Annotated in this window: 19 protein-coding genes, 6 tRNA genes and 3 rRNA genes; 8 read left to right on the forward strand and 20 right to left on the reverse strand. The window is 55.8% G+C overall.

All coding sequences use genetic code 11. The annotated features are described in order from the left end of the window. The first annotated feature begins 75 nt into the window (after nucleotides 1-75). Entirely contained in the window at nucleotides 76-2970 is a 2895-nt protein-coding gene (locus MHH62_RS17520; protein ID WP_003193565.1) for a ribonucleoside-diphosphate reductase subunit alpha, read from the forward strand. 92 nt (nucleotides 2971-3062) lie between these two features. Here the strand turns inward: MHH62_RS17520 and MHH62_RS17525 are convergent, their stop codons facing one another. The 7 genes from MHH62_RS17525 to MHH62_RS17555 all read right to left on the reverse strand — a co-directional run bounded on the left by MHH62_RS17525 (nucleotide 3063) and on the right by MHH62_RS17555 (nucleotide 9395). Continuing rightward, the gene (locus MHH62_RS17525; protein ID WP_172832660.1) at nucleotides 3063-4160 is read right to left on the reverse strand and encodes a hypothetical protein; all 1098 of its coding nucleotides are present in this window, start codon (nucleotides 4158-4160) and stop codon (nucleotides 3063-3065) included. Between the two features lie 180 nt (nucleotides 4161-4340). Continuing rightward, nucleotides 4341-5651 (reverse strand): flagellar hook protein FlgE, encoded by a 1311-nt coding sequence (flgE, locus tag MHH62_RS17530; protein WP_014719578.1) that lies wholly within the window; start codon nucleotides 5649-5651, stop codon nucleotides 4341-4343. 31 nt (nucleotides 5652-5682) lie between these two features. Beyond that, nucleotides 5683-6408 carry a flagellar hook assembly protein FlgD gene (flgD, locus tag MHH62_RS17535; protein ID WP_014719579.1) on the reverse strand — a complete coding sequence of 242 codons (726 nt, stop codon included), beginning with the start codon at nucleotides 6406-6408 and terminating at the stop codon, nucleotides 5683-5685. Between the two features lie 16 nt (nucleotides 6409-6424). Further along, nucleotides 6425-6868: a flagellar basal body rod protein FlgC gene (gene flgC, locus MHH62_RS17540; protein ID WP_014719580.1), complete on the reverse strand. Its 444-nt coding sequence runs from the start codon at nucleotides 6866-6868 to the stop codon at nucleotides 6425-6427. 3 nt (nucleotides 6869-6871) lie between these two features. Beyond that, nucleotides 6872-7279, reverse strand: a complete 408-nt coding sequence (flgB, locus tag MHH62_RS17545; RefSeq protein ID WP_003193573.1) for a flagellar basal body rod protein FlgB — start codon at nucleotides 7277-7279, stop codon at nucleotides 6872-6874. 313 nt (nucleotides 7280-7592) lie between these two features. Then, complete coding sequence (gene cheR / locus MHH62_RS17550; protein ID WP_014719581.1) at nucleotides 7593-8420, reverse strand: protein-glutamate O-methyltransferase CheR; 828 nt, start codon at nucleotides 8418-8420, stop codon at nucleotides 7593-7595. A 42-nt stretch (nucleotides 8421-8462) separates the two neighbouring features. Next, nucleotides 8463-9395: a chemotaxis protein CheV gene (locus tag MHH62_RS17555; RefSeq protein ID WP_003193578.1), complete on the reverse strand. Its 933-nt coding sequence runs from the start codon at nucleotides 9393-9395 to the stop codon at nucleotides 8463-8465. 74 nt (nucleotides 9396-9469) lie between these two features. Between MHH62_RS17555 and flgA the strand changes: the two genes are divergently transcribed. From flgA to MHH62_RS17575, 4 genes are all read left to right on the forward strand, one after another. Continuing rightward, nucleotides 9470-10234, forward strand: coding sequence for a flagellar basal body P-ring formation chaperone FlgA (flgA, locus tag MHH62_RS17560; protein ID WP_014719582.1), 765 nt, complete (start codon nucleotides 9470-9472; stop codon nucleotides 10232-10234). 141 nt (nucleotides 10235-10375) lie between these two features. Further along, complete coding sequence (gene flgM / locus MHH62_RS17565) at nucleotides 10376-10699, forward strand: flagellar biosynthesis anti-sigma factor FlgM (RefSeq protein ID WP_019817214.1); 324 nt, start codon at nucleotides 10376-10378, stop codon at nucleotides 10697-10699. 48 nt (nucleotides 10700-10747) lie between these two features. Then, nucleotides 10748-11218, forward strand: coding sequence for a flagellar protein FlgN (locus tag MHH62_RS17570; protein WP_014719584.1), 471 nt, complete (start codon nucleotides 10748-10750; stop codon nucleotides 11216-11218). Nucleotides 11219-11314: 96 nt separating this feature from the next. Next, on the forward strand, nucleotides 11315-12064 hold the full coding sequence (locus MHH62_RS17575) for a flagellar brake protein (protein ID WP_014719585.1): 750 nt from the start codon (nucleotides 11315-11317) through the stop codon (nucleotides 12062-12064). 60 nt (nucleotides 12065-12124) lie between these two features. Here the strand turns inward: MHH62_RS17575 and MHH62_RS17580 are convergent, their stop codons facing one another. From MHH62_RS17580 to MHH62_RS17610, 7 genes are all read right to left on the reverse strand, one after another. Continuing rightward, nucleotides 12125-13498: an MFS transporter gene (locus MHH62_RS17580; protein WP_339231515.1), complete on the reverse strand. Its 1374-nt coding sequence runs from the start codon at nucleotides 13496-13498 to the stop codon at nucleotides 12125-12127. A gap of 334 nt (nucleotides 13499-13832) precedes the next feature. Next, a 5S ribosomal RNA gene (gene rrf, locus MHH62_RS17585) occupies nucleotides 13833-13948 on the reverse strand. 156 nt (nucleotides 13949-14104) lie between these two features. Beyond that, a 23S ribosomal RNA gene (locus MHH62_RS17590) occupies nucleotides 14105-16996 on the reverse strand. Nucleotides 16997-17243: 247 nt separating this feature from the next. Further along, a tRNA-Ala gene (locus MHH62_RS17595) sits at nucleotides 17244-17319 on the reverse strand. 30 nt (nucleotides 17320-17349) lie between these two features. Further along, nucleotides 17350-17426, reverse strand: a tRNA-Ile gene (locus tag MHH62_RS17600). Between the two features lie 81 nt (nucleotides 17427-17507). Further along, nucleotides 17508-19044, reverse strand: a 16S ribosomal RNA gene (locus MHH62_RS17605). Together the 16S, 23S and 5S rRNA genes with 2 tRNA genes alongside form the textbook arrangement of a ribosomal RNA operon. Nucleotides 19045-19610: 566 nt before the next feature. Next, nucleotides 19611-19687, reverse strand: a tRNA-Arg gene (locus tag MHH62_RS17610). Nucleotides 19688-20009: 322 nt separating this feature from the next. On the opposite strand from MHH62_RS17610, the gene MHH62_RS17615 reads away from it, so the two are divergent. From MHH62_RS17615 to MHH62_RS17625, 3 genes are all read left to right on the forward strand, one after another. After that, a complete protein-coding gene (locus MHH62_RS17615) occupies nucleotides 20010-20237 on the forward strand; it encodes a hypothetical protein (protein ID WP_014719587.1) in 228 nt (75 codons plus the stop codon). Between the two features lie 11 nt (nucleotides 20238-20248). Beyond that, entirely contained in the window at nucleotides 20249-20428 is a 180-nt protein-coding gene (locus MHH62_RS17620) for a PA3371 family protein (RefSeq protein WP_003193590.1), read from the forward strand. A gap of 394 nt (nucleotides 20429-20822) precedes the next feature. Next, the gene (locus MHH62_RS17625; protein ID WP_003193592.1) at nucleotides 20823-21149 is read left to right on the forward strand and encodes an Arc family DNA-binding protein; all 327 of its coding nucleotides are present in this window, start codon (nucleotides 20823-20825) and stop codon (nucleotides 21147-21149) included. Nucleotides 21150-21250: 101 nt separating this feature from the next. On the opposite strand, the gene mgtE is transcribed toward MHH62_RS17625, so the two are convergent. The 6 genes from mgtE to MHH62_RS17655 form a co-directional block, all read right to left on the reverse strand. After that, nucleotides 21251-22693, reverse strand: coding sequence for a magnesium transporter (gene mgtE, locus MHH62_RS17630; RefSeq protein WP_339231517.1), 1443 nt, complete (start codon nucleotides 22691-22693; stop codon nucleotides 21251-21253). Between the two features lie 348 nt (nucleotides 22694-23041). Continuing rightward, nucleotides 23042-23118: transfer RNA gene (locus tag MHH62_RS17635), tRNA-Arg, on the reverse strand. A gap of 72 nt (nucleotides 23119-23190) precedes the next feature. Further along, nucleotides 23191-23267, reverse strand: a tRNA-Arg gene (locus tag MHH62_RS17640). A 108-nt stretch (nucleotides 23268-23375) separates the two neighbouring features. After that, nucleotides 23376-23466 (reverse strand) — tRNA-Ser (locus MHH62_RS17645). Nucleotides 23467-23528: 62 nt separating this feature from the next. Then, nucleotides 23529-23717, reverse strand: a complete 189-nt coding sequence (csrA, locus tag MHH62_RS17650; protein WP_003175645.1) for a carbon storage regulator CsrA — start codon at nucleotides 23715-23717, stop codon at nucleotides 23529-23531. A 174-nt stretch (nucleotides 23718-23891) separates the two neighbouring features. Then, nucleotides 23892-25133, reverse strand: coding sequence for an aspartate kinase (locus MHH62_RS17655; RefSeq protein WP_339231520.1), 1242 nt, complete (start codon nucleotides 25131-25133; stop codon nucleotides 23892-23894). Nucleotides 25134-25223 lie beyond the last annotated feature (90 nt).

The raw sequence follows: 25223 nt of genomic DNA on the forward strand, positions 1-25223 counted from the left end.
TGTAAGTGCTTCAGGACGGAACGGTGGGCACCGTGATGGTGCCCAAATAAATATAGAATGTGGAGACACCCCCTCATGCAAACCGACACAACTCGCGAGAACCCGCAGGGCTCCGTGCCGCAGGCCGCTGATTCGAATCTGGATCTGTCCGCCACTGCACCTGGCCAACTGCGTGTGATCAAGCGTAACGGCACTGTCGTTCCTTATACCGATGACAAAATCACCGTCGCCATCACCAAAGCGTTTCTTGCAGTTGAAGGCGGCACCGCTGCCGCTTCGTCGCGCATCCACGACACCGTTGCCCGTCTGACCGAACAGGTCACCGCGACCTTCAAACGTCGCATGCCATCGGGCGGCACCATCCACATCGAAGAAATCCAGGACCAGGTTGAACTGGCCCTGATGCGTGCCGGCGAGCAGAAAGTGGCCCGCGACTACGTGATCTACCGTGATTCGCGCGCCAAGGAACGTGCCGTACGTTCCCCGGCCGAAGAAGCCGCCGTACAAGCGCACCCGTCGATCCGCATCACCCTGGCTGACGGCAGCTTTGCCCCGTTGGACCTGGGCCGCCTGAACACCATCATCACCGAGGCCTGCGAAGGTCTGGAAGAAGTCGACGGTGACCTGATCCAGCGCGAAACCCTGAAGAACCTGTACGACGGCGTCGCCCTGACCGACGTCAACACCGCCCTGGTGATGACCGCCCGTACCCTGGTCGAGCGTGAGCCGAACTACTCGTTCGTGACCGCGCGCCTGTTGATGGACACCCTGCGTGCCGAAGGCCTGGGCTTCCTGAAAGTCGCCGACAGCGCCACTCACCACGAGATGGCCGACCTGTACGCCAAGGCCCTGCCGGCCTATATCGCCAAAGGTATCGAATTCGAATTGCTGAACCCGATCCTGGCCACCTTCGACCTGGAAAAACTCGGCAAGGCAATCAACCACGAGCGCGATCAGCAGTTCACCTACCTGGGCCTGCAAACCCTGTACGACCGTTACTTCATCCACAAGGACGGCATCCGCTTCGAACTGCCGCAAGTGTTCTTCATGCGCGTGGCCATGGGCCTGGCGATCGAAGAGAAGAACAAGGAAGACCGCGCGATCGAGTTCTACAACCTGCTGTCGTCCTTCGACTACATGTCGTCGACTCCGACCCTGTTCAACGCCGGTACCCTGCGTCCCCAGCTGTCGAGCTGCTACCTGACCACCGTGCCGGATGACCTGTCGGGCATCTACCACGCGATCCACGACAACGCCATGTTGTCCAAATTCGCCGGCGGCCTGGGCAACGACTGGACACCGGTGCGCGCACTGGGTTCGTACATCAAGGGCACCAACGGCAAGTCCCAGGGCGTCGTACCGTTCCTGAAAGTGGTGAACGACACCGCCGTCGCCGTGAACCAGGGTGGCAAGCGCAAAGGCGCTGTATGTGCCTACCTGGAAACCTGGCACATGGACATTGAAGAGTTCATCGAGCTGCGCAAGAACACCGGTGATGACCGTCGTCGTACCCACGACATGAACACCGCCAACTGGATCCCTGACCTGTTCATGAAGCGCGTCTTCGATGACGGCAAGTGGACACTGTTCTCGCCATCCGAAGTGCCGGACCTGCACGACCTGACCGGCAAAGCCTTCGAAGAGCGCTACGAGTACTACGAAGCCCTCACCGAGTACCCAGGCAAGGTCAAGCTGTTCAAGACCATCCAGGCCAAAGACCTGTGGCGCAAAATGCTGTCCATGCTGTTCGAAACCGGCCACCCATGGTTGACCTTCAAAGACCCATGCAACCTGCGCAGCCCGCAGCAGCACGTGGGCGTGGTCCACAGCTCGAACCTGTGCACCGAGATCACCTTGAACACCAACAAGGACGAGATCGCCGTTTGCAACCTGGGCTCGATCAACCTGCCGAACCACATCGTCAACGGCAAGCTGGACACCGTAAAGCTTGCACGCACCGTCAACACCGCCGTACGCATGCTCGATAACGTGATCGACATCAACTACTACTCGGTGCCACAGGCGCAGAACTCCAACTTCAAGCACCGTCCGGTTGGCTTGGGCATCATGGGCTTCCAGGACGCCTTGTACCTGCAGCACATCCCTTACGGTTCCGACGCTGCGGTCGAATTCGCCGACAAGTCCATGGAAGCGGTCAGCTACTACGCGATCCAGGCTTCCTGCGACCTGGCCGACGAGCGTGGCGCCTACGAGACGTTCCAGGGTTCGCTGTGGTCCAAGGGCATCCTGCCGCTGGATTCGCAACAGATCCTGATCGAAGCCCGTGGCCAGAAGTACATCGACGTTGACCTGAACGAAACCCTGGACTGGGCGCCGGTACGTGCCCGTGTGCAGAAAGGTATTCGTAACTCCAACATCATGGCCATCGCACCGACCGCCACCATCGCCAACATCACTGGCGTGTCGCAGTCGATCGAACCGACCTACCAGAACCTGTATGTGAAATCGAACCTGTCGGGCGAATTCACCGTGATCAACCCGTACCTGGTTCGCGACCTGAAGGCCCGTGGCCTGTGGGACTCGGTCATGATCAACGACCTGAAGTACTACGACGGTTCCGTGCAGCAGATCGAACGCATCCCGCAAGAACTCAAAGAGCTCTACGCGACCGCTTTCGAAGTGGACACCAAGTGGATCGTTGACGCCGCCAGCCGTCGTCAGAAGTGGATCGACCAGGCCCAGTCCCTGAACCTGTACATCGCCGGCGCCTCGGGCAAGAAGCTGGACGTGACCTACCGCATGGCGTGGTACCGTGGCCTGAAAACCACTTACTATCTCCGTGCCCTGGCTGCGACCAGCACCGAGAAGTCGACCATCAACACCGGCAAGCTGAACGCAGTGTCCAGCGGCAACCACGGTGATGACTCGGTACTCGCAGCACCCGCCGGCCCAGCACCGGTGCCAAAAGCCTGCGCGATTGACGAGCCGGATTGCGAAGCTTGCCAATAAGCTGAGCCAGTCCAGGGATATTGTCCCCCTGGATTGAAAAAGCCCGATAGACCCCGACTGCATAGGGTTTATCGGGCTTTTTGCTGACTGCCTTAGAGAAACGCGTACGCAATACCCTGCTTTGGCGCGCCACCTCGGCGCCCCCACAACTCCACGCGCCCGTCGATGACCACCATCGAATGGCGATCGTAGGCCACGACGCCGAGCTTGCCGCTCGCCAGCTCACTGCTTGAGGACTGCCTGTAAAGCCCTTTCAAACCCAGACGATCCAATGCTTCGCGGGGCATTTCGCCGTTATTCAAACTTTGCATCGCATGGGCGAAGCTTCTTTTTGATTGGCTAGGGTTGTCGTCCAAGCCATTCCCTTCCATCTGTGCCCGCTTGGCGCTCGCTGCAAACATGAAGTTGGCATCGGTCAGCATGCCCGGATTGTCACCCTTGAACTGCGCATACCTGGCCGCCTGCTTTAATTCATCCTTGGATAGATTAAGTTCGAAGCCGTCGCGCATCTTCACGTGATAACCGTCTGCCGTCTCTTTTACCTCCTTGAACACGTCAGTGGGTTTCTGACCAAACTTCATCATTGCGCCCTTTATCGCTGAAACCGTGACGCAATTGCCATCGGGGCCCTGGCTGAATCCACTCCAGATGTTGTCCGGTTTTTTTCCTGGGTTACTTTGATCAGGCTTGTAGTTGAAGTGCTTGGAGCCTTCCGTAATCGGCAGATTACTCATGGGCTCGCTGGGCCCAAAATTACCGGGGCTTGGCCTGCCACCACCGCCCCCACCGCCCCCACCTGGCGACGGGCCAGGAGAAGGCGGCGAAGGTGTGGGTGATGTATCGTCCGTTTCCGGAAACCATTCTTTCATCAGGCGCCGCAGCATCTCCAGCCAGGAGACGTCTGCCTTCTCCATCAACTCCTGCATGATCTCCTTGAACTTTTCATCACCCAGTTCTTCGCGCTTCTCGTTCAACTTGTCACGAAGGTCCTGGACGGTTTGGCTCTTGGATGTTTTCTCGGCATCTCTCAACTCATTGAGCAGTTGCCTCACTGATTCAGCATCAGAGGACTTGCCTCCCCCGGGTTCATCCGACTGACTTTTGCGTCTGTATAGACCGGCGCTGTAGTTATTCAGAACAAACCAATGGCTGCCTGCTGGCATCCCTTCCCACTGCTTGTAGATCGCCATGCCGCTCTCCCGATGGTCCATGGGCGACATGCGCCCGTGTCCCGTGCGTGGCGCAAGGGGCGTTGGGCGTTCCAGCAGCAAGGCGAGATGAAACAGGCGGTAAACTAGCAACGCGCGCGCACAAAAAAGCCCCTCGATTGAGGGGCCTTTTTGTGTGCAGGTATTTTTTGAGCAGGGGTATCAGGTCATCTGAATGATGGTCTGCATGATGGTGCTTTGGGTGGAGATGGTCTTGGCGTTCGCCTGGTAGTTGCTCTGGGCCTTGATCAGGTCCACCAGTTCGTTGGTCAGGTTGACGTTGGAGTTCTCCAGGGAGTTGGCCACGATCGAACCCAGGGTGCCGGCTTGCGGGTTGTCATAACCCGGCTGGCCCGAGGCGAAGGTCTCTTTCCAGGTGGTCGCACCGGCTGGCTGCAGGCCCTGCTCGTTGTTGAAGCTGGCCAGGGAGATCTGGCCGATGGCCTTGCTCTGCTGGTTGCTGAAGGTGGCGAACAGGACGCCGCTGCCGTCGATTTTCAGGCCGGTGATCTGGCCGGTGGCATAGCCGTCGGTGACCGGAGGGTTACGGTAGGTAGCCGAGTTGTACTGGGTAATGTTGGCCATGTTGATGGCGATGCCGCCCGGGTTGGCATCCGCACCGTTAGCCTTCCACACGCCGTCAGTCACCTTGCCTGGAACCCACCCGGCAACGGTCAGGGTCTTGTCGGACACACCATTGGTGACGACAGTAGTCAGATTGCCAGCGCCATCGAAGGTCAATGTCGACGGCACGGGTGGCGTCGAAGGGGTGCCAGTCGGGGCCGAACCATCAGGGTTGCGACCGTCAATCAGGGTATAGGCATTCCACTTGTTGCCGTCGGTTTTCACCAGGTACTGCACCATCGGGTGCGCGTTCCCCTGAGAGTCGTACAAGGTGGTGCTGTATTGGGTGGTGAAGGTCTCGGTCTTGGTCGGGTCAAACGGCTTGGCCGCCTGGTCAATCACCGGCTCCGAGGAATTCAGGTTACTGGTGGAGTCGACCTTGGTGGATGCCTTGGGCGGCAGATTCGCCAGGTTCAGTTGCAGATCGACCAAGCCGCCCTTGGTGATCTTGCCATTATCGTCCGCGGCATATCCTTGCAGGCGCGAAGTGCCGGTGTTGTTGGTGATGTAGCCGTCCTTGTCCGCACGGAACGCACCACTACGGGTGTACTCCAGCGAACCGTCGCTGCCCTTCTGCACGAAGAAGCCACCGCCCTGAATCGCCATGTCGAGGATGCCGCCGCTACCGTTGACATCGCCCTGGGTGAACTGCTGGGACACCGCCGCCAGGTTCACACCGTTGCCGATGCTGTTCTGGCCGGTGCCCAGCTTGGAAGCCGCGTAGATATCGGCGAATTCCGCACGGGATGACTTGAAGCCAGTGGTCGCGACGTTGGCGATATTGTTGCCGGTCACGTCCAGTTGTTTGTTGGCCGCATAGAGGCCGCTAAGGCCGATATTAAAAGACATGTTTCTCTCCTTCTGCCGTATTTAGCCGGCTCTATGTACCGATAGTCTGAATTTGCGACAGCTTGACGCTGCCCATGCCGCCTGCAAGGTTGAGCAGCATTTCGCCGCCAGTCTTGCTCAGGGTCACACTGGTGACCGTGGCGGGCAGCGAAGTGGCCAAGGCCACTGCGTCGCCTTTGTCGTTCTTGGTGGTGGCGTTGAAGGTGTAGGTGCCAGCTGGGGCGACCTCGCCCTTGTCGTTCTTGCCGTCCCAGATAAAGCTTTGGGTGCCGGCACTCTGGGCGCCCATGTCAACGGTGCGCACCACATTGCCGTCTTTGTCGGTGATCTTGACGGAGACATTGCCCACCGCCGAGGTCACTGCCACCGAACCGGTCATGCTCTTGCTGGTATCCACCATGGCCTTGTCGGTCTGGATGATGATTGAGCGCCCCACCAGCGACGAAGCCTGCAGCGCCTGCGAGGAGCTGAAGTTGCTGGAGATGTTGTTCACCGAGTCATTCAGGGTGTTGATGCCTTCCAGGCTGCTGAACTGGGCAAGCTGCGCGACGAACGCGCCGTTGTCCTGAGGCGACAGCGGGTTCTGGTTTTTCAGTTGAGTGACGAGCAGTTGCAGGAACGCATCCTTGCCCAGCGACTGGTTGCCCGTCGCCGTCTTGGAAGCGTCACTGACGCTGCTGTTATTCGTCGCGGTCTTGACCTTGGAATTGAAAAGGTCCTGAACCGCCGTGTTGTTAGACGTATCAACGATGGCCATTATTTGGCGCCCCTTATCACTGACCCAGGGTCAGAACCTTCTGCATCATGGTTTTGGCGGTGTTCATCATTTCCGCGTTGGTCTGGAACGAGCGACTGGCGGAGATCATGTCAGCCATTTCCTCGACCACGTTGACGTTGGGGTAGTAGACGTAACCCTTTTCGTTCGCGGCCGGATGGTTGGGCTCGTAACGGGCCTCCAGGTTGCTCTGGTCTTCGACCACGCCCAACACCTGCACGCCTGAGCCGGCGGCGTCCTGGTTCTGGAACAACGAATCGCTGCCGTTTGCCTGACCACCCTGGAACATGGTGGCAAACACCGGATGGCGGGCGCGATACGTCTGGTCAATGCTCGACGAGACGGTCTCGGCGTTGGCGATGTTACTGGCGACGGTGTTCAAACGCGTGGTCTGCGCGCTCATGCCACTGCCGGCAATATTGAAAACACTGGACAGAGACATGGCTTACTCTCCACGCAGGGCTGACATCAGCCCTTTGAATTTGCTGTTGAGCAGGGTGAAGCTGGCCTGGAAGTTCACCGAGTTTTCGGCGTAGTTCGATTGCTCCAGCTGGGCGTCGACGGTGTTCTGGTCGATCGACGGCTGCATCGGCGTGCGATACAGCAGCGACTCGTCACCCTTGCTCAGGCCTTGCGCTTCGATATGACGGCTGTTGGTCATGTTCAAGGCGAAGGTGCCGTTCTTGGTCTTGTCCTGCTGTGCGGCGAGCACGGCGGAGAAGTCCAGGTCCCGAGCCTTGTAGTTCGGGGTGTCGGCGTTGGCAATATTGTTGGCCAGGACTTCGGCACGCTGGGCGCGGAAGCCCAGGGCTTGTTCGTGGATACCGAGCGCTTTATCGAAGCTGATGCTCATGGCGGAAACCTTTAGGCTGACCTGCTGTTCGTTAGCAGGGTTATAGCAAGGTGCATGCCAATCTTGCGGGAGCCCCTATATCAAGGGTTTGGAGGGGAGTCGACGGCGGCTATGCCAGAAAAGCGGCAAGCGATTTCCGCGTAGCGCCATTAAAGCGGCAATGGGCAGTTGCCGCTTTACGCCAGCTTGCCGAGAAAAAAAATGTGGGAGCTGGCTTGCCTGCGATGGCGGAGTACCTGCCGACCAATTCATCGACTGACACAACGCCATCGCGGGCAAGCCCGGCTCCCACAGTTTTATTGCATACCCCAGGCTACTTGGCCTGGTAGATGATCCCCGGGCTGCATTGCACCATCTGGAAGTGATCCGGCAGCCCATTGAGCGCCTCGGAAGCACCGAGGAACAGATAACCTCCGCGCTTGAGCGTGCCGTGGATGCGCAACAGGATGTCTTTCTTCACTTCAGCCGAGAAATAGATCAGCACGTTGCGGCAGAACACCATGTCGAACTTGCCTAGGCTGGCGTAGCTGTCGAGCAGGTTGAACGAGCGAAATTCGACGCGGTTCTTGATCGGCGCCTTGATCGCCCAACGCCCTGCCCCTTTGGGGTCGAAGTAGCGTTGCAGGCGTTCCTGGGACAAACCTCGGCCCAGGGCCAGGCTGTCGTACTCACCGGTCTTGCAGTTGGTGAGCATGGTGCCGGACAAGTCCGTGGCCACAATTTGCGCACCGGCTTTCAACTGGCCCATGTTGGTCCGCTCGAACTCATCGATGGACATCGAGATCGAGTACGGCTCCTGCCCCGAAGAACAGGCCGCCGACCAGATACGCAGGCGCTGGCCCGGGCTGGCCTTGATGGCTTCGGGCAACACTTTGTTCTTTAGCACTTCAAAGGGATAGGTATCGCGAAACCATAAGGTTTCGTTGGTGGTCATGGCATCGACCACCATTTCCTTGAGCCCACTGCGCGGCTGCCCCTGGATCCGCTGGACCAACTCACCCAGGGACTTGATGCCCTGCTGTTCCATCAGCTTGTTGAGACGGCTGGATACCAGGTACTGCTTGTTTTCACCGAGCAATATGCCACAGGCTTTTTCCAGGAAGACCCGGAACTGTTCGAAATCCAAATTACCCGTAGACAATGATGCCGCCTCTTAAATCGTGTGACCGCCGGGGGACATCCCCTAGCCGTGATCTGCTGCCTTGATCCGGTCGACTACCCGGGATGCGAGGTCATCAGGACGGAATTTGGCCAGAAAGTCATCCGCACCGACCTTCTTGACCATTGCCTGATTGAATACCCCCGACAACGAAGTATGCAGGATGATATGCAATTTTTGCATGCGTGGATCGTTACGTATCTCGGCCGTGAGCGTATAGCCATCCATTTCCGGCATCTCGATGTCAGAGATCATCATCAAGAATTCTTCTTCGGGCTTCTTGCCTTCGTCCGCCAGCTTGCGCAGGTAATCCAGGGCTTGGCGTCCGTCATTGAGGGCCACCACCTCCACCCCGACGGTTTGCAGGCAACGCGTGACCTGCTTGCGCGCCACCGAAGAGTCGTCCACGGTCAACACGCGCAGCGAAACCGCCTTGTGTGCCGTTTCGGCATCCACCACTCCGACGGAGATGGTTTCCGAGGTGGGGGCCACTTCGGCGAGGATCTTCTCCACGTCGATGATTTCCACCAACTGGTTATCGACCCGCGTCACCGCCGTCAGGTAGTGATCGCGCCCCGTGCCCTTGGGCGGCGGATGGATCTCTTCCCAGTTCATATTGACGATGCGCTCCACCGAGCGCACCAGGAAACCCTGGGTCTTGGTGTTGTACTCGGTGATGATCACGAAAGGGTTCTGGCGGTCTTGCAAACCCGCGGCCCCCGTGGCCATGGCCAGGTCAAGAATCGGAATGGTCGCGCCCCGGATGTTGGCCACGCCACACACCACCGGACTGGACTTGGGCATGATCGTCAACTTGGGACATTGCAGCACTTCACGCACTTTAAACACGTTGATGCCATACAACTGATTGCCATCCAGGCGGAAAAGCAACAACTCCAGGCGATTCTGCCCTACCAGCTGTGTACGCTGGTTTACTGAATCCATTACACCTGCCATGCCCAGACTCCTAAATCCTAGGGGTACGACGCGTACCCAACACTAAACGGCACGAGCTTTGCTATTTACTGAGTATGGATATTAAAACGACAGTTTCCCGACACCCTGGCCGCTCACGCTACCGCAGACTGCTCTGCGCCGCGATGGCGCTGCTTGTCTCGGGCCTGGGCGTCACGGCCCGCGCCGACAACGTTACCCTGCCTGATCTACTTATCGGCGTCACCCAAGGCTTTCTTGAGTTCACTGTAGAAGATTATCTGGCGACCACCCAGACGCCGGGGCGTTATGAAATTCAGGTCAACCAGTTGGACCCACGTTTGCGCATGCCAATGTGCGACAAGGAATTGACAGCCACCCTGGAAAGCCCCGCCCAGCCTATCGGCCGTGTGACCGTGAAGGTGCGCTGTGAGGGCGCCTCGCCCTGGACGGTATTTGTGCCGGCGCAGGTCAAGCTGTTTCGCGACGTAGTGGTAGTGGCGCGGCCATTGAAGCGCACCGGCATCATCGGCTACGACGATGTGGCGCTGCGCGAGAGGGACATCAGCTTGATCAACCAGGGCTACCTGACGTCACTGGACCAGGCCGTCGGGCAAAAACTCACCCGCCCCGTGGTCACTGACCAAGTCCTCACACTGGTTCATCTGGAACAGGCGGAGGTGATTCGCAAGGGTGACCAAGTGGTGATTTCCGCCAGCAGTGGCGGCCTGAACGTCAGGATGCCGGGCGAGGCGTTGTCCAACGGCGGCATGAGCGAACAGATCCGTGTCAAGAACCTCAACTCCAATCGCGTGATCAAGGCGCGGGTCACGGCGCCAGGCCAAGTCGAGGTGGCGCTATAGATGACTGGAATCAAATGCCAGCTTTTCCTACACTGTGTGCTGGATATTGAGCCGAACAGGTTTATTGTCAATCGAGCCTAAAGTTTGCCCGGGTATGGCCGAAAACATGGCAAGCGTCCAAATACCCAGAGGTTTTTCAACATGGTCATTGATTTCAGTCGTTTGAATAACACCCCGGCCTTGCCCGGCAATACGCGCACCGGCGGTGCCAAGGACAGCGTAGAAGCCAAGCCGCAGCCCTTGCCTGCCAAAGCAGAGCAGGCCGCCGCCAGCCAGAGTGGGGAATCGGTACACCTGAGCAATGAGGCTCAACAGTTGCAGAAGGTCACTGACTCGCTGCGCGATCAACCCGTCGTCAACAAAGCCCGCGTGGCCGAGTTGAAACAGGCTATCGCCGATGGCAGCTATAAAGTCGACAGCAACCGTGTAGCCAGCAAGCTGCTCAACTTCGAAGCCGAGCGCTAGGCAAAGGCCTGCGCAGGGCTTTTGGACGCTTAAAACCCAAGGCCAGCCATGCACCACGACGAACATTTGCTCCAACTGATCATTGATGATCTGGCGCCGACGCAACAATTGCTCGAGCTGCTCAAGGAAGAATCCCTGGCCTTGTACGGCCGGGATATGCCCTTGCTGGAAGAAATCCTGGCGCGCAAACAGTCGCTGATTGTCTTGCTCGAACAGCACGGAAAGAAGCGCAGCGAGATTCTGATCAGCCTGGGCCTGCCTGCCGACCACGATGGCCTGGCACAACTGGCCAGCCACTCTTCAGTCGGCGATCAACTGCTGGCACAGAGCAAAGAACTCAATCATTTGCTCGCACAGTGCCAGGAAGCCAACCTGCTCAACGGTCAGTCGATCCAGCTTCAGCAAGCCACGACCGCCAATCAGCTGCGCATACTGCACGGCGGAGAGCCTCCGGCCCTGTATAACGCCCAAGGCTCCACCTCACGCCTGGTCAAGCCAAGCACCCGCAGCCAAGCCTGACACCGGTTTACAGCGCGACCTATCCAAGGCGCGCTACATACTGGCAAAATGCCGGTTCTTGCGTGTAGTCGTATTTTGCCTGGAGATGGAAGAACCGTGTTCAACGCCCTTAATGCGGAAGATGCACCGCAGCCACCCAAGGTGCTCACCACGCCTCTGGAAATCGCCAGCACGTTGCGGATGCTGCAAGAAAGCCATGACCCGCTGATCATCACTTTCCACGAACGCAGCCAGCGGTTCCAGAGCTACCTGGTGGACATTGACCGCGACAGCAAGACGCTGGTACTGGACGAAATGATTCCCCGTGACGGTGAACGCTATCTTGAGAATGGCGAAGCCTTCCGTATCGAAGGTTTCCATGAGGGCGTGCGGGTTGCCTGGGAAAGCAACGGCACCTTGACCATCAGCGAAAAAGGCGGCCACCGCATCTATAGCGGCAGCCTGCCCGGCGAAGTGGTTTACCATCAACGACGCAATGCCTTCCGCGCCGCACTCAAGCTTGCGCAGTTGGTGGACATTCAGTTGGGTGGCGAGAAGCTCAAGGCACCTATCAGCGGTAAGCTGCTGGATATCTCGGCAACCGGCTGCAAATTGCGCTTTGAAGGCGATATCTCCGAACGTCTGCAGTTGGGCCAGGTCTATGATCGCTTTATTGCTGCCCTGCCCTTCGGCAGCATGACCACTTCCGTGGAACTGCGCTACCTGCACTTCGAAGACAAGATCAACACCACCTTTGCCGGCGTGCGCTTTCACAACATGAGTGGTTTGGTGCAGCGACAAGTGGAACGCTTTGTCTACCAACTGCAGCGAGAAGCTCGGCGCTTCGATAAAGACGACGATCTTTAAGCGTTAGACGCTGAGATAAAAAAACGGGCAGATCCTGATGGGATCTGCCCGTTTTTTCGTTCAGGGGCGCGCCCTGCTTAAGTCATGGGGATGTTCGTCCGGGTCTGGTGGCTCGTGCGGTTCTTCGCTCGTTGGCTCCTCGGTATCAGGGACGGGCTCTGGGTCAGGAACAGTGACTTGCATCTGCTCCTGCACCACCTGCTCATCCACCCGCGGGTCAAGGGCAGCCACCAAAGGCGAACTGGACATGCTGTCGGGCATCGCCACGTGATGCAGTGGTGCGTCGTCGACCTGATGCAGGTTGGTTACCGCCTTGGGTCGAATGCGCCACACCAGGATCAGCGCACACAGGCTGAAAAACGCGTAGAGCATCTGGCTGCCGAATAGCTTCATCACCACACCGGCCAACAGCGGCCCCGCGCTGGCGCCGATCCCGTAAGTAACGAGCAACATGGCCGTCAGTGACACCCGGCGATCGCCTTCCACATGGTCGTTGGAAAAGGCCACCGCCAAGGGGTAAAGGCAGAACTGCACCAGCGAACAGAAGAAGCCCGCCACGAACAACACCTCCAACGGTACCTGCGTCATGATGGCCAACGGTAAGGCCGTTATCGCCAGGCACAAGGCAAAGCAGCGAATCAGCAGCGCGCGGTCATAGCGGTCCGACAACCAGCCCAGTGGCCACTGCACGACCAATCCAGCAAAAATGCAGCTACCCATGAACAAGCCGACTTGCTCAGTCGTCAGGCCCTGCTGAGAGGCGTAGAGCGGCGCCAAGCCGTAGAACGAACCGACGATCAACCCAGCGCCCAACACGGTGCTGAGCGATTGCGGCACGCGCTTGATAAAGAAGCGCGGCTCCATCGGAGCCGGGTGCAGTGGGGCCGGGTGAATGCGTCGGGTCATCGCCACAGGGACCAGGCACAGCGCAAAGCACAGCGCTACGAGCATCAACAGTTCAAGCCCGAGATGGGGGTGCATGACCAGGATCAATTGGCCCAGCACCAACCCAAGGTAGGACGCAATCATGTAACCGCTGAACACTACGCCGCGCTGCTTGGCGTCTGCCTGCTCATTGAGCCAACTCTCGATGACCATGTACTGGCACATCATCCCCAGGCCCACGATCATCCGCAGCACAATCCAGGCTGGCAGCCAATCAATCAAACCGTGACCCAGCACTGCTGCGCCGACGATCCCGGCGCAGGTAGCGTAGGCACGAATATGCCCGACCCGGGCAATCAAGCGGTGCCCGAGCTTGCCGCCCAGCACCAAGCCAAAATAGTTGGCAGCCATCAGCGCACCCACCCACAGGCTGTCGACGTTGTCTGCTGCCAGACGCAAAGCCAGATAAGTACTAAGCAGGCCGGAGCCGATCAGCATCATCAAAGAGGCGAAATAAAGGGCTCGAAAAGATTTCCAGATCTGGCGCATCGGCGTTCCGAGCGGCTCCTTGCGGTGAGGGGTAGGGCTATCAGCATGATAGTCCGGGGCGGTTGAGTCCGGACAGACGGTAGGGTCTGTTTCCGGGGATTATTTTGTTTCACAGCTCAGACGATACGTGGGTGTCTGTGAGGTACATAACCGTGGAGATAAATACACGGCGCACCACCTGTGAACCTTGATAACACGCAAGGTTCGACTGGTAATGGGGTATCTGTACAAAAGGCGTCAATGGAACGCTGTGCAGGCTTTGGAAGTTGGCGTTCTTTTCGAGCGCCCAAAACAAAACCCCAACTGCTTTCGCAATTGGGGTTTCGGAATTTAATCTTGACGATGACCTACTCTCACATGGGGAAACCCCACACTACCATCGGCGATGCATCGTTTCACTGCTGAGTTCGGGATGGGATCAGGTGGTTCCAATGCTCTATGGTCGTCAAGAAATTCGGGTACTGAGTCGTGGCCAACTGGCCTCGCTTCAGCAAATTGGGTATGGGATAGTTTTCGGTGTTTTGTGAGCGTCGAACTTTCGGTTCATTGCGTCTTCACACACCGCAATCTGGCCTCTCTCGAGTTCGCAAATTGCTTGGGTGTTATATGGTCAAGCCTCACGGGCAATTAGTATTGGTTAGCTCAACGCCTCACAGCGCTTACACACCCAACCTATCAACGTCGTAGTCTTCGACGGCCCTTCAGGGAACTCAAGGTTCCAGTGAGATCTCATCTTGAGGCTAGTTTCCCGCTTAGATGCTTTCAGCGGTTATCTATTCCGAACATAGCTACCCGGCAATGCCACTGGCGTGACAACCGGAACACCAGAGGTTCGTCCACTCCGGTCCTCTCGTACTAGGAGCAGCCCCTCTCAAATCTCAAACGTCCACGGCAGATAGGGACCGAACTGTCTCACGACGTTCTAAACCCAGCTCGCGTACCACTTTAAATGGCGAACAGCCATACCCTTGGGACCGGCTTCAGCCCCAGGATGTGATGAGCCGACATCGAGGTGCCAAACACCGCCGTCGATATGAACTCTTGGGCGGTATCAGCCTGTTATCCCCGGAGTACCTTTTATCCGTTGAGCGATGGCCCTTCCATACAGAACCACCGGATCACTAAGACCTACTTTCGTACCTGCTCGACGTGTCTGTCTCGCAGTCAAGCGCGCTTTTGCCTTTATACTCTACGACCGATTTCCGACCGGTCTGAGCGCACCTTCGTACTCCTCCGTTACTCTTTAGGAGGAGACCGCCCCAGTCAAACTACCCACCATACACTGTCCTCGATCCGGATAACGGACCTGAGTTAGAACCTCAAAGTTGCCAGGGTGGTATTTCAAGGATGGCTCCACGCAGACTGGCGTCCACGCTTCAAAGCCTCCCACCTATCCTACACAAGCAAATTCAAAGTCCAGTGCAAAGCTATAGTAAAGGTTCACGGGGTCTTTCCGTCTAGCCGCGGATACACTGCATCTTCACAGCGATTTCAATTTCACTGAGTCTCGGGTGGAGACAGCGCCGCCATCGTTACGCCATTCGTGCAGGTCGGAACTTACCCGACAAGGAATTTCGCTACCTTAGGACCGTTATAGTTACGGCCGCCGTTTACCGGGGCTTCGATCAAGAGCTTCGCGTTAGCTAACCCCATCAATTAACCTTCCGGCACCGGGCAGGCGTCACACCCTATACGTCCACTTTCGTGTTTGCAGAGTGCTGTGTTTTTAATAAACAGTCGCAGCGGCCTGGTATCTTCGACCGGCATGAGCTTACGGAGCAAGTCCTTCACCCTCACCGGCGCACCTTCTCCCGAAGTTACGGTGCCATTTTGCCTAGTTCCTTCACCCGAGTTCTCTCAAGCGCCTTGGTATTCTCTACCCAACCACCTGTGTCGGTTTGGGGTACGGTTCCTGGTTACCTGAAGCTTAGAAGCTTTTCTTGGAAGCATGGCATCAACCACTTCGTTACCTGAAAGGTAACTCGTCATCAGCTCTCGGCCTTAGAATCCCGGATTTACCTAAGATTCCAGCCTACCACCTTAAACTTGGACAACCAACGCCAAGCTGGCCTAGCCTTCTCCGTCCCTCCATCGCAATAACCAGAAGTACAGGAATATTAACCTGTTTTCCATCGACTACGCTTTTCAGCCTCGCCTTAGGGACCGACTAACCCTGCGTCGATTAACGTTGCGCAGGAAACCTTGGTCTTTCGGCGTGGGTGTTTTTCACACCCATTATCGTTACTCATGTCAGCATTCGCACTTCTGATACCTCCAGCAAGCTTCTCAACTCACCTTCACAGGCTTACAGAACGCTCCTCTACCGCATCACTTACGTGATACCCGTAGCTTCGGTGTATGGTTTGAGCCCCGTTACATCTTCCGCGCAGGCCGACTCGACTAGTGAGCTATTACGCTTTCTTTAAAGGGTGGCTGCTTCTAAGCCAACCTCCTAGCTGTCTAAGCCTTCCCACATCGTTTCCCACTTAACCATAACTTTGGGACCTTAGCTGACGGTCTGGGTTGTTTCCCTTTTCACGACGGACGTTAGCACCCGCCGTGTGTCTCCCATGCTCGGCACTTGTAGGTATTCGGAGTTTGCATCGGTTTGGTAAGTCGGGATGACCCCCTAGCCGAAACAGTGCTCTACCCCCTACAGTGATACATGAGGCGCTACCTAAATAGCTTTCGAGGAGAACCAGCTATCTCCGAGCTTGATTAGCCTTTCACTCCGATCCACAGGTCATCCGCTAACTTTTCAACGGTAGTCGGTTCGGTCCTCCAGTTAGTGTTACCCAACCTTCAACCTGCCCATGGATAGATCGCCCGGTTTCGGGTCTATTCCCAGCGACTAGACGCCCTATTAAGACTCGCTTTCGCTACGCCTCCCCTATTCGGTTAAGCTCGCCACTGAAAATAAGTCGCTGACCCATTATACAAAAGGTACGCAGTCACCCAACAAAGTGGGCTCCCACTGCTTGTACGCATACGGTTTCAGGATCTATTTCACTCCCCTCTCCGGGGTTCTTTTCGCCTTTCCCTCACGGTACTAGTTCACTATCGGTCAGTCAGTAGTATTTAGCCTTGGAGGATGGTCCCCCCATATTCAGACAAAGTTTCTCGTGCTCCGTCCTACTCGATTTCATGACTAAGAGATTTTCGCGTACAGGGCTATCACCCACTATGGCCGCACTTTCCAGAGCGTTCCGCTAATCTCAAAGCCACTTAAGGGCTAGTCCCCGTTCGCTCGCCACTACTAAGGGAATCTCGGTTGATTTCTTTTCCTCAGGGTACTTAGATGTTTCAGTTCCCCTGGTTCGCTTCTTGCACCTATGTATTCAGTACAAGATAACCATCTTATGATGGCTGGGTTCCCCCATTCAGACATCTCCGGATCAAAGTCTGTTTGCCGACTCCCCGAAGCTTTTCGCAGGCTACCACGTCTTTCATCGCCTCTGACTGCCAAGGCATCCACCGTATGCGCTTCTTCACTTGACCATATAACCCCAAGCAATCTGGTTATACTGTGAAGACGACATTCGCCGAAAATTCGAATTTCTCAATTAAGAGAACTCACAAATTTTACCTTAGCCTGATCCGTTACCAGTGAAAGTAACGTTCAGTCTATCTTTCTATCACATACCCAAATTTTTAAAGAACGAACTAGTCAAAGACTAGAAATCAACATTCACCATCACAACGATGGAATGCTCATTTCTAAGCTTTATACAAACAGAAGCAGTAGTGGTGGAGCCAAACGGGATCGAACCGTTGACCTCCTGCGTGCAAGGCAGGCGCTCTCCCAGCTGAGCTATGGCCCCGTATTTCTACAGGCGTTTCCCACACAAAATTGGTGGGTCTGGGCAGATTCGAACTGCCGACCTCACCCTTATCAGGGGTGCGCTCTAACCAACTGAGCTACAGACCCAATTTCGGGCTGCTTCTATCGTCTTCTTCAATGAATCAAGCAATTCGTGTGGGAACTTATGGAGCAGCTGATGTCGTCGATTAAGGAGGTGATCCAGCCGCAGGTTCCCCTACGGCTACCTTGTTACGACTTCACCCCAGTCATGAATCACACCGTGGTAACCGTCCTCCCGAAGGTTAGACTAGCTACTTCTGGTGCAACCCACTCCCATGGTGTGACGGGCGGTGTGTACAAGGCCCGGGAACGTATTCACCGCGACATTCTGATTCGCGATTACTAGCGATTCCGACTTCACGCAGTCGAGTTGCAGACTGCGATCCGGACTACGATCGGTTTTATGGGATTAGCTCCACCTCGCGGCTTGGCAACCCTCTGTACCGACCATTGTAGCACGTGTGTAGCCCAGGCCGTAAGGGCCATGATGACTTGACGTCATCCCCACCTTCCTCCGGTTTGTCACCGGCAGTCTCCTTAGAGTGCCCACCATAACGTGCTGGTAACTAAGGACAAGGGTTGCGCTCGTTACGGGACTTAACCCAACATCTCACGACACGAGCTGACGACAGCCATGCAGCACCTGTCTCAATGTTCCCGAAGGCACCAATCTATCTCTAGAAAGTTCATTGGATGTCAAGGCCTGGTAAGGTTCTTCGCGTTGCTTCGAATTAAACCACATGCTCCACCGCTTGTGCGGGCCCCCGTCAATTCATTTGAGTTTTAACCTTGCGGCCGTACTCCCCAGGCGGTCAACTTAATGCGTTAGCTGCGCCACTAAAAGCTCAAGGCTTCCAACGGCTAGTTGACATCGTTTACGGCGTGGACTACCAGGGTATCTAATCCTGTTTGCTCCCCACGCTTTCGCACCTCAGTGTCAGTATTAGTCCAGGTGGTCGCCTTCGCCACTGGTGTTCCTTCCTATATCTACGCATTTCACCGCTACACAGGAAATTCCACCACCCTCTACCATACTCTAGTCAGTCAGTTTTGAATGCAGTTCCCAGGTTGAGCCCGGGGATTTCACATCCAACTTAACAAACCACCTACACGCGCTTTACGCCCAGTAATTCCGATTAACGCTTGCACCCTCTGTATTACCGCGGCTGCTGGCACAGAGTTAGCCGGTGCTTATTCTGTCGGTAACGTCAAAATTGCAGAGTATTAATCTACAACCCTTCCTCCCAACTTAAAGTGCTTTACAATCCGAAGACCTTCTTCACACACGCGGCATGGCTGGATCAGGCTTTCGCCCATTGTCCAATATTCCCCACTGCTGCCTCCCGTAGGAGTCTGGACCGTGTCTCAGTTCCAGTGTGACTGATCATCCTCTCAGACCAGTTACGGATCGTCGCCTTGGTGAGCCATTACCTCACCAACTAGCTAATCCGACCTAGGCTCATCTGATAGCGCAAGGCCCGAAGGTCCCCTGCTTTCTCCCGTAGGACGTATGCGGTATTAGCGTCCGTTTCCGAACGTTATCCCCCACTACCAGGCAGATTCCTAGGCATTACTCACCCGTCCGCCGCTCTCAAGAGAAGCAAGCTTCTCTCTACCGCTCGACTTGCATGTGTTAGGCCTGCCGCCAGCGTTCAATCTGAGCCATGATCAAACTCTTCAGTTCAAACATCTTTGGGTTTTTAAGAAACCCTAAACTTGGCTCAGCAATCGTTGGTTACATCTTTGATTTCTCGCGGAGTAACTTGTGATGCTGATAATCTTGTTGACTATCAGTCTGACTCCACAAGCACCCACACGAATTGCTTGATTCAGTTGTTAAAGAGCGGTTGGTTAAGATCTTTCGTCTCAACCGAGGCGCGCATTCTACAGCAGCCTCATTTGCTGTCAAGTGGTTATTTTCAGAAGTTTTCGAAGATTTCTTCAACAACTTCAACCACTTGCGCTTGCGATCTCTCGTAAGCGGGAGGCGAATTCTACAGGGATCGCCATGAACGTCAACCCCCTTATCTTAAAAAAAGCGAAACACTTACTCGCCTATAAAAACCAGGGTGCCCCACCGCCTCTTCTATATAGAAGGAGCGCACAAGCTAGGGACGTGAATTATTCCCACCCACACAAATGCATCTGGATCTCAACCGAAAGAAGCGCGGCTGGATCCCGCACAGGCGAGGAACGAGGATGACTGTTGTTGAGACCGACGAATACCAGGAGGGGAAAGCTTTACAGAGATGGTGTCCCAGGGCCGGTTCGAACGGCCAACCTTCCCCTTAGGAGGGGGATGCTCTATCCAATTGAGCTACTGGGACAAATGCCACGCTTACCCTGAAGGGCTAGCGACAGACGGCGTGCATCTTAACGGCCGAGGCTGGTTTTGTCATGTCGTCCGTTGGCATTTTGACTGTAGGCCAATCCTTGCGCGTACGTTCATAGCCTCATTCAGCATGCCAAGACTTTCACCCTCATCGTGCAAATTGCACTACGCCAATATGCCATCATTGCAAACTGCAACCCAGCGGCCTCAAAAAACAATCTTAACTCCTTGTTTTTATTGGAATAATAGATTGGCACGACATCTGCAAAGTCATAAACACAAAACCAATCGTTCCAGGCACCGTGGAGACTATGATGATGAACAGCGCCCTTCTACTAGCACTGAACGCTGTGGCACTGGCTACGGTGGTGACGTTTCATTTTCAGCCGACCAGTACTGAAGACGGCGCGCAAATCAGCCAAGCCATTCCCCACCATCTGCAACAACGACCTCAGTTGGCACTGATGACTGCAAACCCCCAGTCTCCCATCCGCCTGACCCAAGATACACAATCAGCGCCAGCGGCCGAGCATTGGGTTTTCTGAGAACACTATTCATGTCGAAATCTGCCTGGTTGTTTCTGTGCTTGACGCTCCTATCTGTTGCGCTAGGCCTGGGAGCTACATCACAACAAACTCAAACCCTAGCCTTCGTCGCCAGCGCCGTGCTGGGCAGCCTACTGGTACTGACGCTAATCAAGGGTCGCCGAATCAAATTCGATCCGCTCCTGCGCTAACCCCCTTCCCCATCTCCCTCCCCTACCTTATGTCGCCTGACACTCGTAAATAGGCGAACAGCTACTAACCTTAAGCTTGAGGGCAAAAGGCCATATCGCTATAGGACGGGCGCCCTTCAACCCGGATGCCGTGCAGGCTTGGGCGAAGATTGACGAGCTTCGCTGCAGTCGCAGGATTTTTTCTAACCAGTCCGCAAAAACGTAAATCAGTACTGGCATAAAGCCTGTAGGCGGTTCAATATTTGTCACAGAATTGACGCCAATGAAATGTCAAATCTGAGGCATGATGCGGCCTCTTTGCAATTCGGGTTGAACTTTGGTCGTGAGCCTTGTCTTAACACTCATCTTGCGGCCAATTCCAGAAACCGCTCCCCTGAACTAACCGGTTAAATATATGCGCCCATTGAAACAGGCAATTTATTCCAGCCGTACGGCTGACAAATTCGTCGTACGTCTGCCAGACGGAATGCGGGAACGCATTGCCGAGGTGGCTCGCAATCATCACCGCAGCATGAACTCCGAAATCATCGCACGCCTGGAACAAAGCCTTATTCAGGAAGGTGCCTTGGGTGAAGAGTTGAGCATGCGCCTGGACAGCCCCGAGCTGTCACTGCACGAACGCGAACTGCTGCAGCGTTTTCGTCAGCTCTCCCACCGCCAGCAAAATGCTCTCGTCTCGCTTATCGCGCATGACGTGGAGGCGGCCGCAGAAGCCAATTGATTGACACCTGAAAGCCGAAGCCAGCCATGTGCTGGCTTTTTTTTGCCTGGAGTTTGGGAATAAGAAGCAAAGCGAGGGCAGATTTGCCCCCGCTGGAAGGGTCAGAGCAGGAAGATCGTTGCCAGGCCCAGGAAGATGAAGAAACCACCACTGTCAGTCATGGCCGTGATCATCACACTGGCACCCATGGCAGGATCGCGACCTAGACGCGCCAGGGTCATGGGAATCAATACCCCCATCAAGGCCGCCAGCAACAGGTTAAGGGTCATGGCCGCAGTCATTACCACGCCCAGGGACCAACTGCCGTAGAGCAAGTATGCCACCACGCCAATCACACCGCCCCACACCAATCCGTTTATGAGGCCTACCGCCAGTTCCTTACGCAGCAGCCGTGAGGAATTGGCAGTACTGACCTGATCCAGCGCCATGGCGCGCACGATCATGGTGATGGTCTGGTTCCCGGAGTTACCGCCAATACCCGCCACAATCGGCATCAACGCCGCCAAGGCCACCAGCTTCTCGATGGAGCCTTCAAACAACCCGATCACGCGAGAAGCGATAAACGCGGTAATCAGATTGATAGCCAGCCAGGCCCAGCGGTTATGCAGTGAACGCCAGACCGACGCGAAAATATCCTCCTCTTCACGCAAACCCGCCATGTTGAGGACTTCGGTTTCACTTTCTTCACGGATCAAGTCGACGATTTCATCGATGGTCAGACGACCGATCAACTTGCCGTTCTTATCCACCACCGGAGCCGAGATCAAGTCGTAACGCTCGAATGCCTGGGCCGCGTCGTAGGCATCTTCGTCCGGATGGAAGCTCACGGTATCGCTGGCCATCAGGTCAGCAACTTTCTTCTCCGGATCATTGACCAGCAGGCGCTTGATCGGCAAAACGCCCTTGAGGATCCCCTCATAGTCGACCACAAACAATTTGTCGGTGTGGCCGGGCAATTCTTTTAGACGGCGCAGGTAACGCAACACCACTTCCAGGCTGATGTCTTCGCGAATGGTGACCATCTCGAAGTCCATCAGGGCGCCGACCTGATCCTCGTCGTACGACAGCGCGGAACGCACACGCTCACGCTGCTGCGTGTCGAGCGCTTCCATCAACTCATGGACAACATCACGGGGCAGCTCAGGTGCCAGGTCAGCAAGCTCGTCCGCATCCATCTCCTTGGCGGCAGCCAGGAGTTCGTGGTCATCCATGTCGGCGATGAGCGTTTCACGCACCGAGTCCGATACTTCCAGAAGGATGTCACCGTCACGATCAGCCTTCACCAACTGCCACAGGGTCAGTCGGTCATCCAGCGGCAAGGCTTCAAGAATATAGGCGACGTCGGCGGAGTGCAGGTCATCGAGCTTGCGTTGCAACTCGACGAGGTTTTGCCGGTGAACCAGGTTTTCGACGCGGTCGTGGTTCGGACCTTCCTGGCGGTGCGTGAGGTCTTCGACCACGCGCTGGCGCTGCAGCAGCTCGATAACTTGAGCCAGACGATCCTGCAGGCTTTCTTGTGTCTTCTTTACTTCTACTTCGGTCATAGGCGAACTCCACTCCCAGCAGCGGGGCACGCCGGAAGGATCAATCAGTCAATTCATGATTGGTAAAGCGGGGTACTGAGTAACTACTGGGTAAGTCCATGGAGGTATTCCACAAGCCCCGGCGGGGCTGACGGGCGCATGATACACCGCCCGGACGTTTTAAACGTTAAAAAACTGGAAAGAACAAGCGCTTGCACGCCAAAGCTCAGTATTGGCTGCATCTATGAACTGCGACGACGCAGGCGCATGGGAAAACACATGAAGAGGGAGAAAAAGGAGGACGCCGGATAAAACCCACACAAACCCGAGACGGCAAAAAGCCCGCACTAGGCGGGCTTTTTGTTTGTATGGTGCACTCGACAGGATTCGAACCTGTGACCGCTCGGTTCGTAGCCGAGTACTCTATCCAGCTGAGCTACGAGTGCAGATTGTGTTTTTAGACCAGATCACAACTGGTTGAAGCCAAGCTACCTGCATCACTGCAACTAACTCTTAAATGGTGCACTCGACAGGATTCGAACCTGTGACCGCTCGGTTCGTAGCCGAGTACTCTATCCAGCTGAGCTACGAGTGCATTTGTTGCCGCGCATTATAGGCCGTTCAATCTCTATGTAAAGCTATTTTTTCGAGTATTTTCAACAACTTACCGAAAAAACCAGATTGCAACGTACTAAGCAAATAATGGCGGAGAACGGGGGATTCGAACCCCCGACACCCTTTTGAGGTGTACTCCCTTAGCAGGGGAGCGCCTTCGGCCACTCGGCCAGCTCTCCGCAACACGGGGCGTATATTAACCACGTTCCTCCCCGTTTGCAAACATAAAAAACGATAAAAATTAAAGGCTTGGTTCTTCGTCCTTCTCTTTCTTGATCCGCAGGTAGATTTCCTCGCGGTGGACCGCCACCTCTTTCGGAGCATTAACCCCAATACGTACTTGATTGCCTTTAACGCCGAGCACCGTCACGGTGATTTCGCCATCACCGATAATCAGGCTTTCTGCGCAACGACGAGTCAGAATCAGCATACCTTTCACCTCACGCATTTCAGTTCAGGAACAACAGTCTGCAAAAAAAAAGCATTCGACCTACAACCAAAAGGTCGTAGCCCTACTCGCTAAGTATTGTCGAGCCCATGCAAAAGACCATGTACCCCACAAAAAAATGAAAGGCGCGGTAAACCGCGCCTTCCTGGCAACGCATCACTCGCCCTGTCGGGCCGGAGCATCCAACTCAAAAGCCGTATGCAGCGCGCGTACAGCCAGTTCCAGGTACTTCTCTTCGAGCACTACCGAGACTTTGATTTCCGAGGTGGAAATCATCTGGATGTTGATACCTTCTTTGGCCAGGGCCCCGAACATACGGCTGGCAACGCCAGCATGGGAACGCATGCCCACCCCTACGATCGACACCTTGGCAATCTTGGTATCGCCGACCACTTCACGGGCGCCAATCTCGCTCGCTGTGTTCTGCAGGATTTTCAATGCTGCATCGTATTCGTTGCGATGCACGGTGAAGGTGAAATCGGTGGTGTTATCGTGCGAAACGTTCTGCACGATCATGTCGACTTCAACATTCGCATCGCTGACAGGACCCAGAATCTTGAAAGCCACGCCCGGGGTGTCTGGCACGCCACGGATCGTCAGCTTGGCTTCATCGCGATTGAAAGCGATGCCGGAAATGATCGGCTGTTCCATGGATTCCTCTTCATCAATAGTAATGAGGGTGCCCGGACCCTCCTTGAAGCTGTGCAATACGCGCAGCGGAACGTTGTACTTGCCGGCGAACTCCACCGCACGAATCTGCAACACCTTGGAACCAAGGCTGGCCATTTCCAGCATTTCTTCAAAGGTGATCTTGTCCAGCCGCTGGGCCACGGGCACGACGCGTGGGTCAGTGGTGTAGACGCCATCCACATCGGTATAGATCTGGCATTCGTCCGCCTTGAGCGCTGCCGCCAGGGCCACACCGGTGGTGTCCGAACCGCCACGACCCAGCGTGGTGATGTTGCCGTGCTCATCCACACCCTGGAAACCCGCTACAACTACCACGCGCCCTGCTTTCAGATCAGTACGAATTTTCTGATCATCAATTTGCAGGATCCGCGCCTTGGTATGTGCGCTGTCTGTAAGAATGCGCACTTGGCTACCAGTGTAGGACACCGCTGGCACGCCACGCTTGTTCAGCGCCATGGCCAACAGCGCAATGGTCACCTGCTCGCCCGTGGAGACGATCACATCCAGCTCACGCGGCAGCGGCTGTTGATCACCGCTGATGGCTTTGGCCAGATCGATCAGGCGATTGGTCTCGCCACTCATGGCCGACAGCACCACTACCAGGTCATCACCAGCATCGCGGAACTTCCTAACCTTGTCGGCGACCTGCTCGATTCTTTCGACAGAACCAACCGAGGTGCCTCCAAATTTCTGTACGATCAAAGCCATTTCCAAGCCGCCTCAGCCCGTAAAGGGGCGCCTAATATCCAATCCACCTGCACTGAACAAGCCCGTGACTAGACCACGGGCCGGTTAACA

The organism is Pseudomonas sp. FSL L8-0168 (genome assembly GCF_037976155.1).
In the GTDB taxonomy this organism is placed as follows: domain Bacteria; phylum Pseudomonadota; class Gammaproteobacteria; order Pseudomonadales; family Pseudomonadaceae; genus Aquipseudomonas; species Aquipseudomonas paracarnis.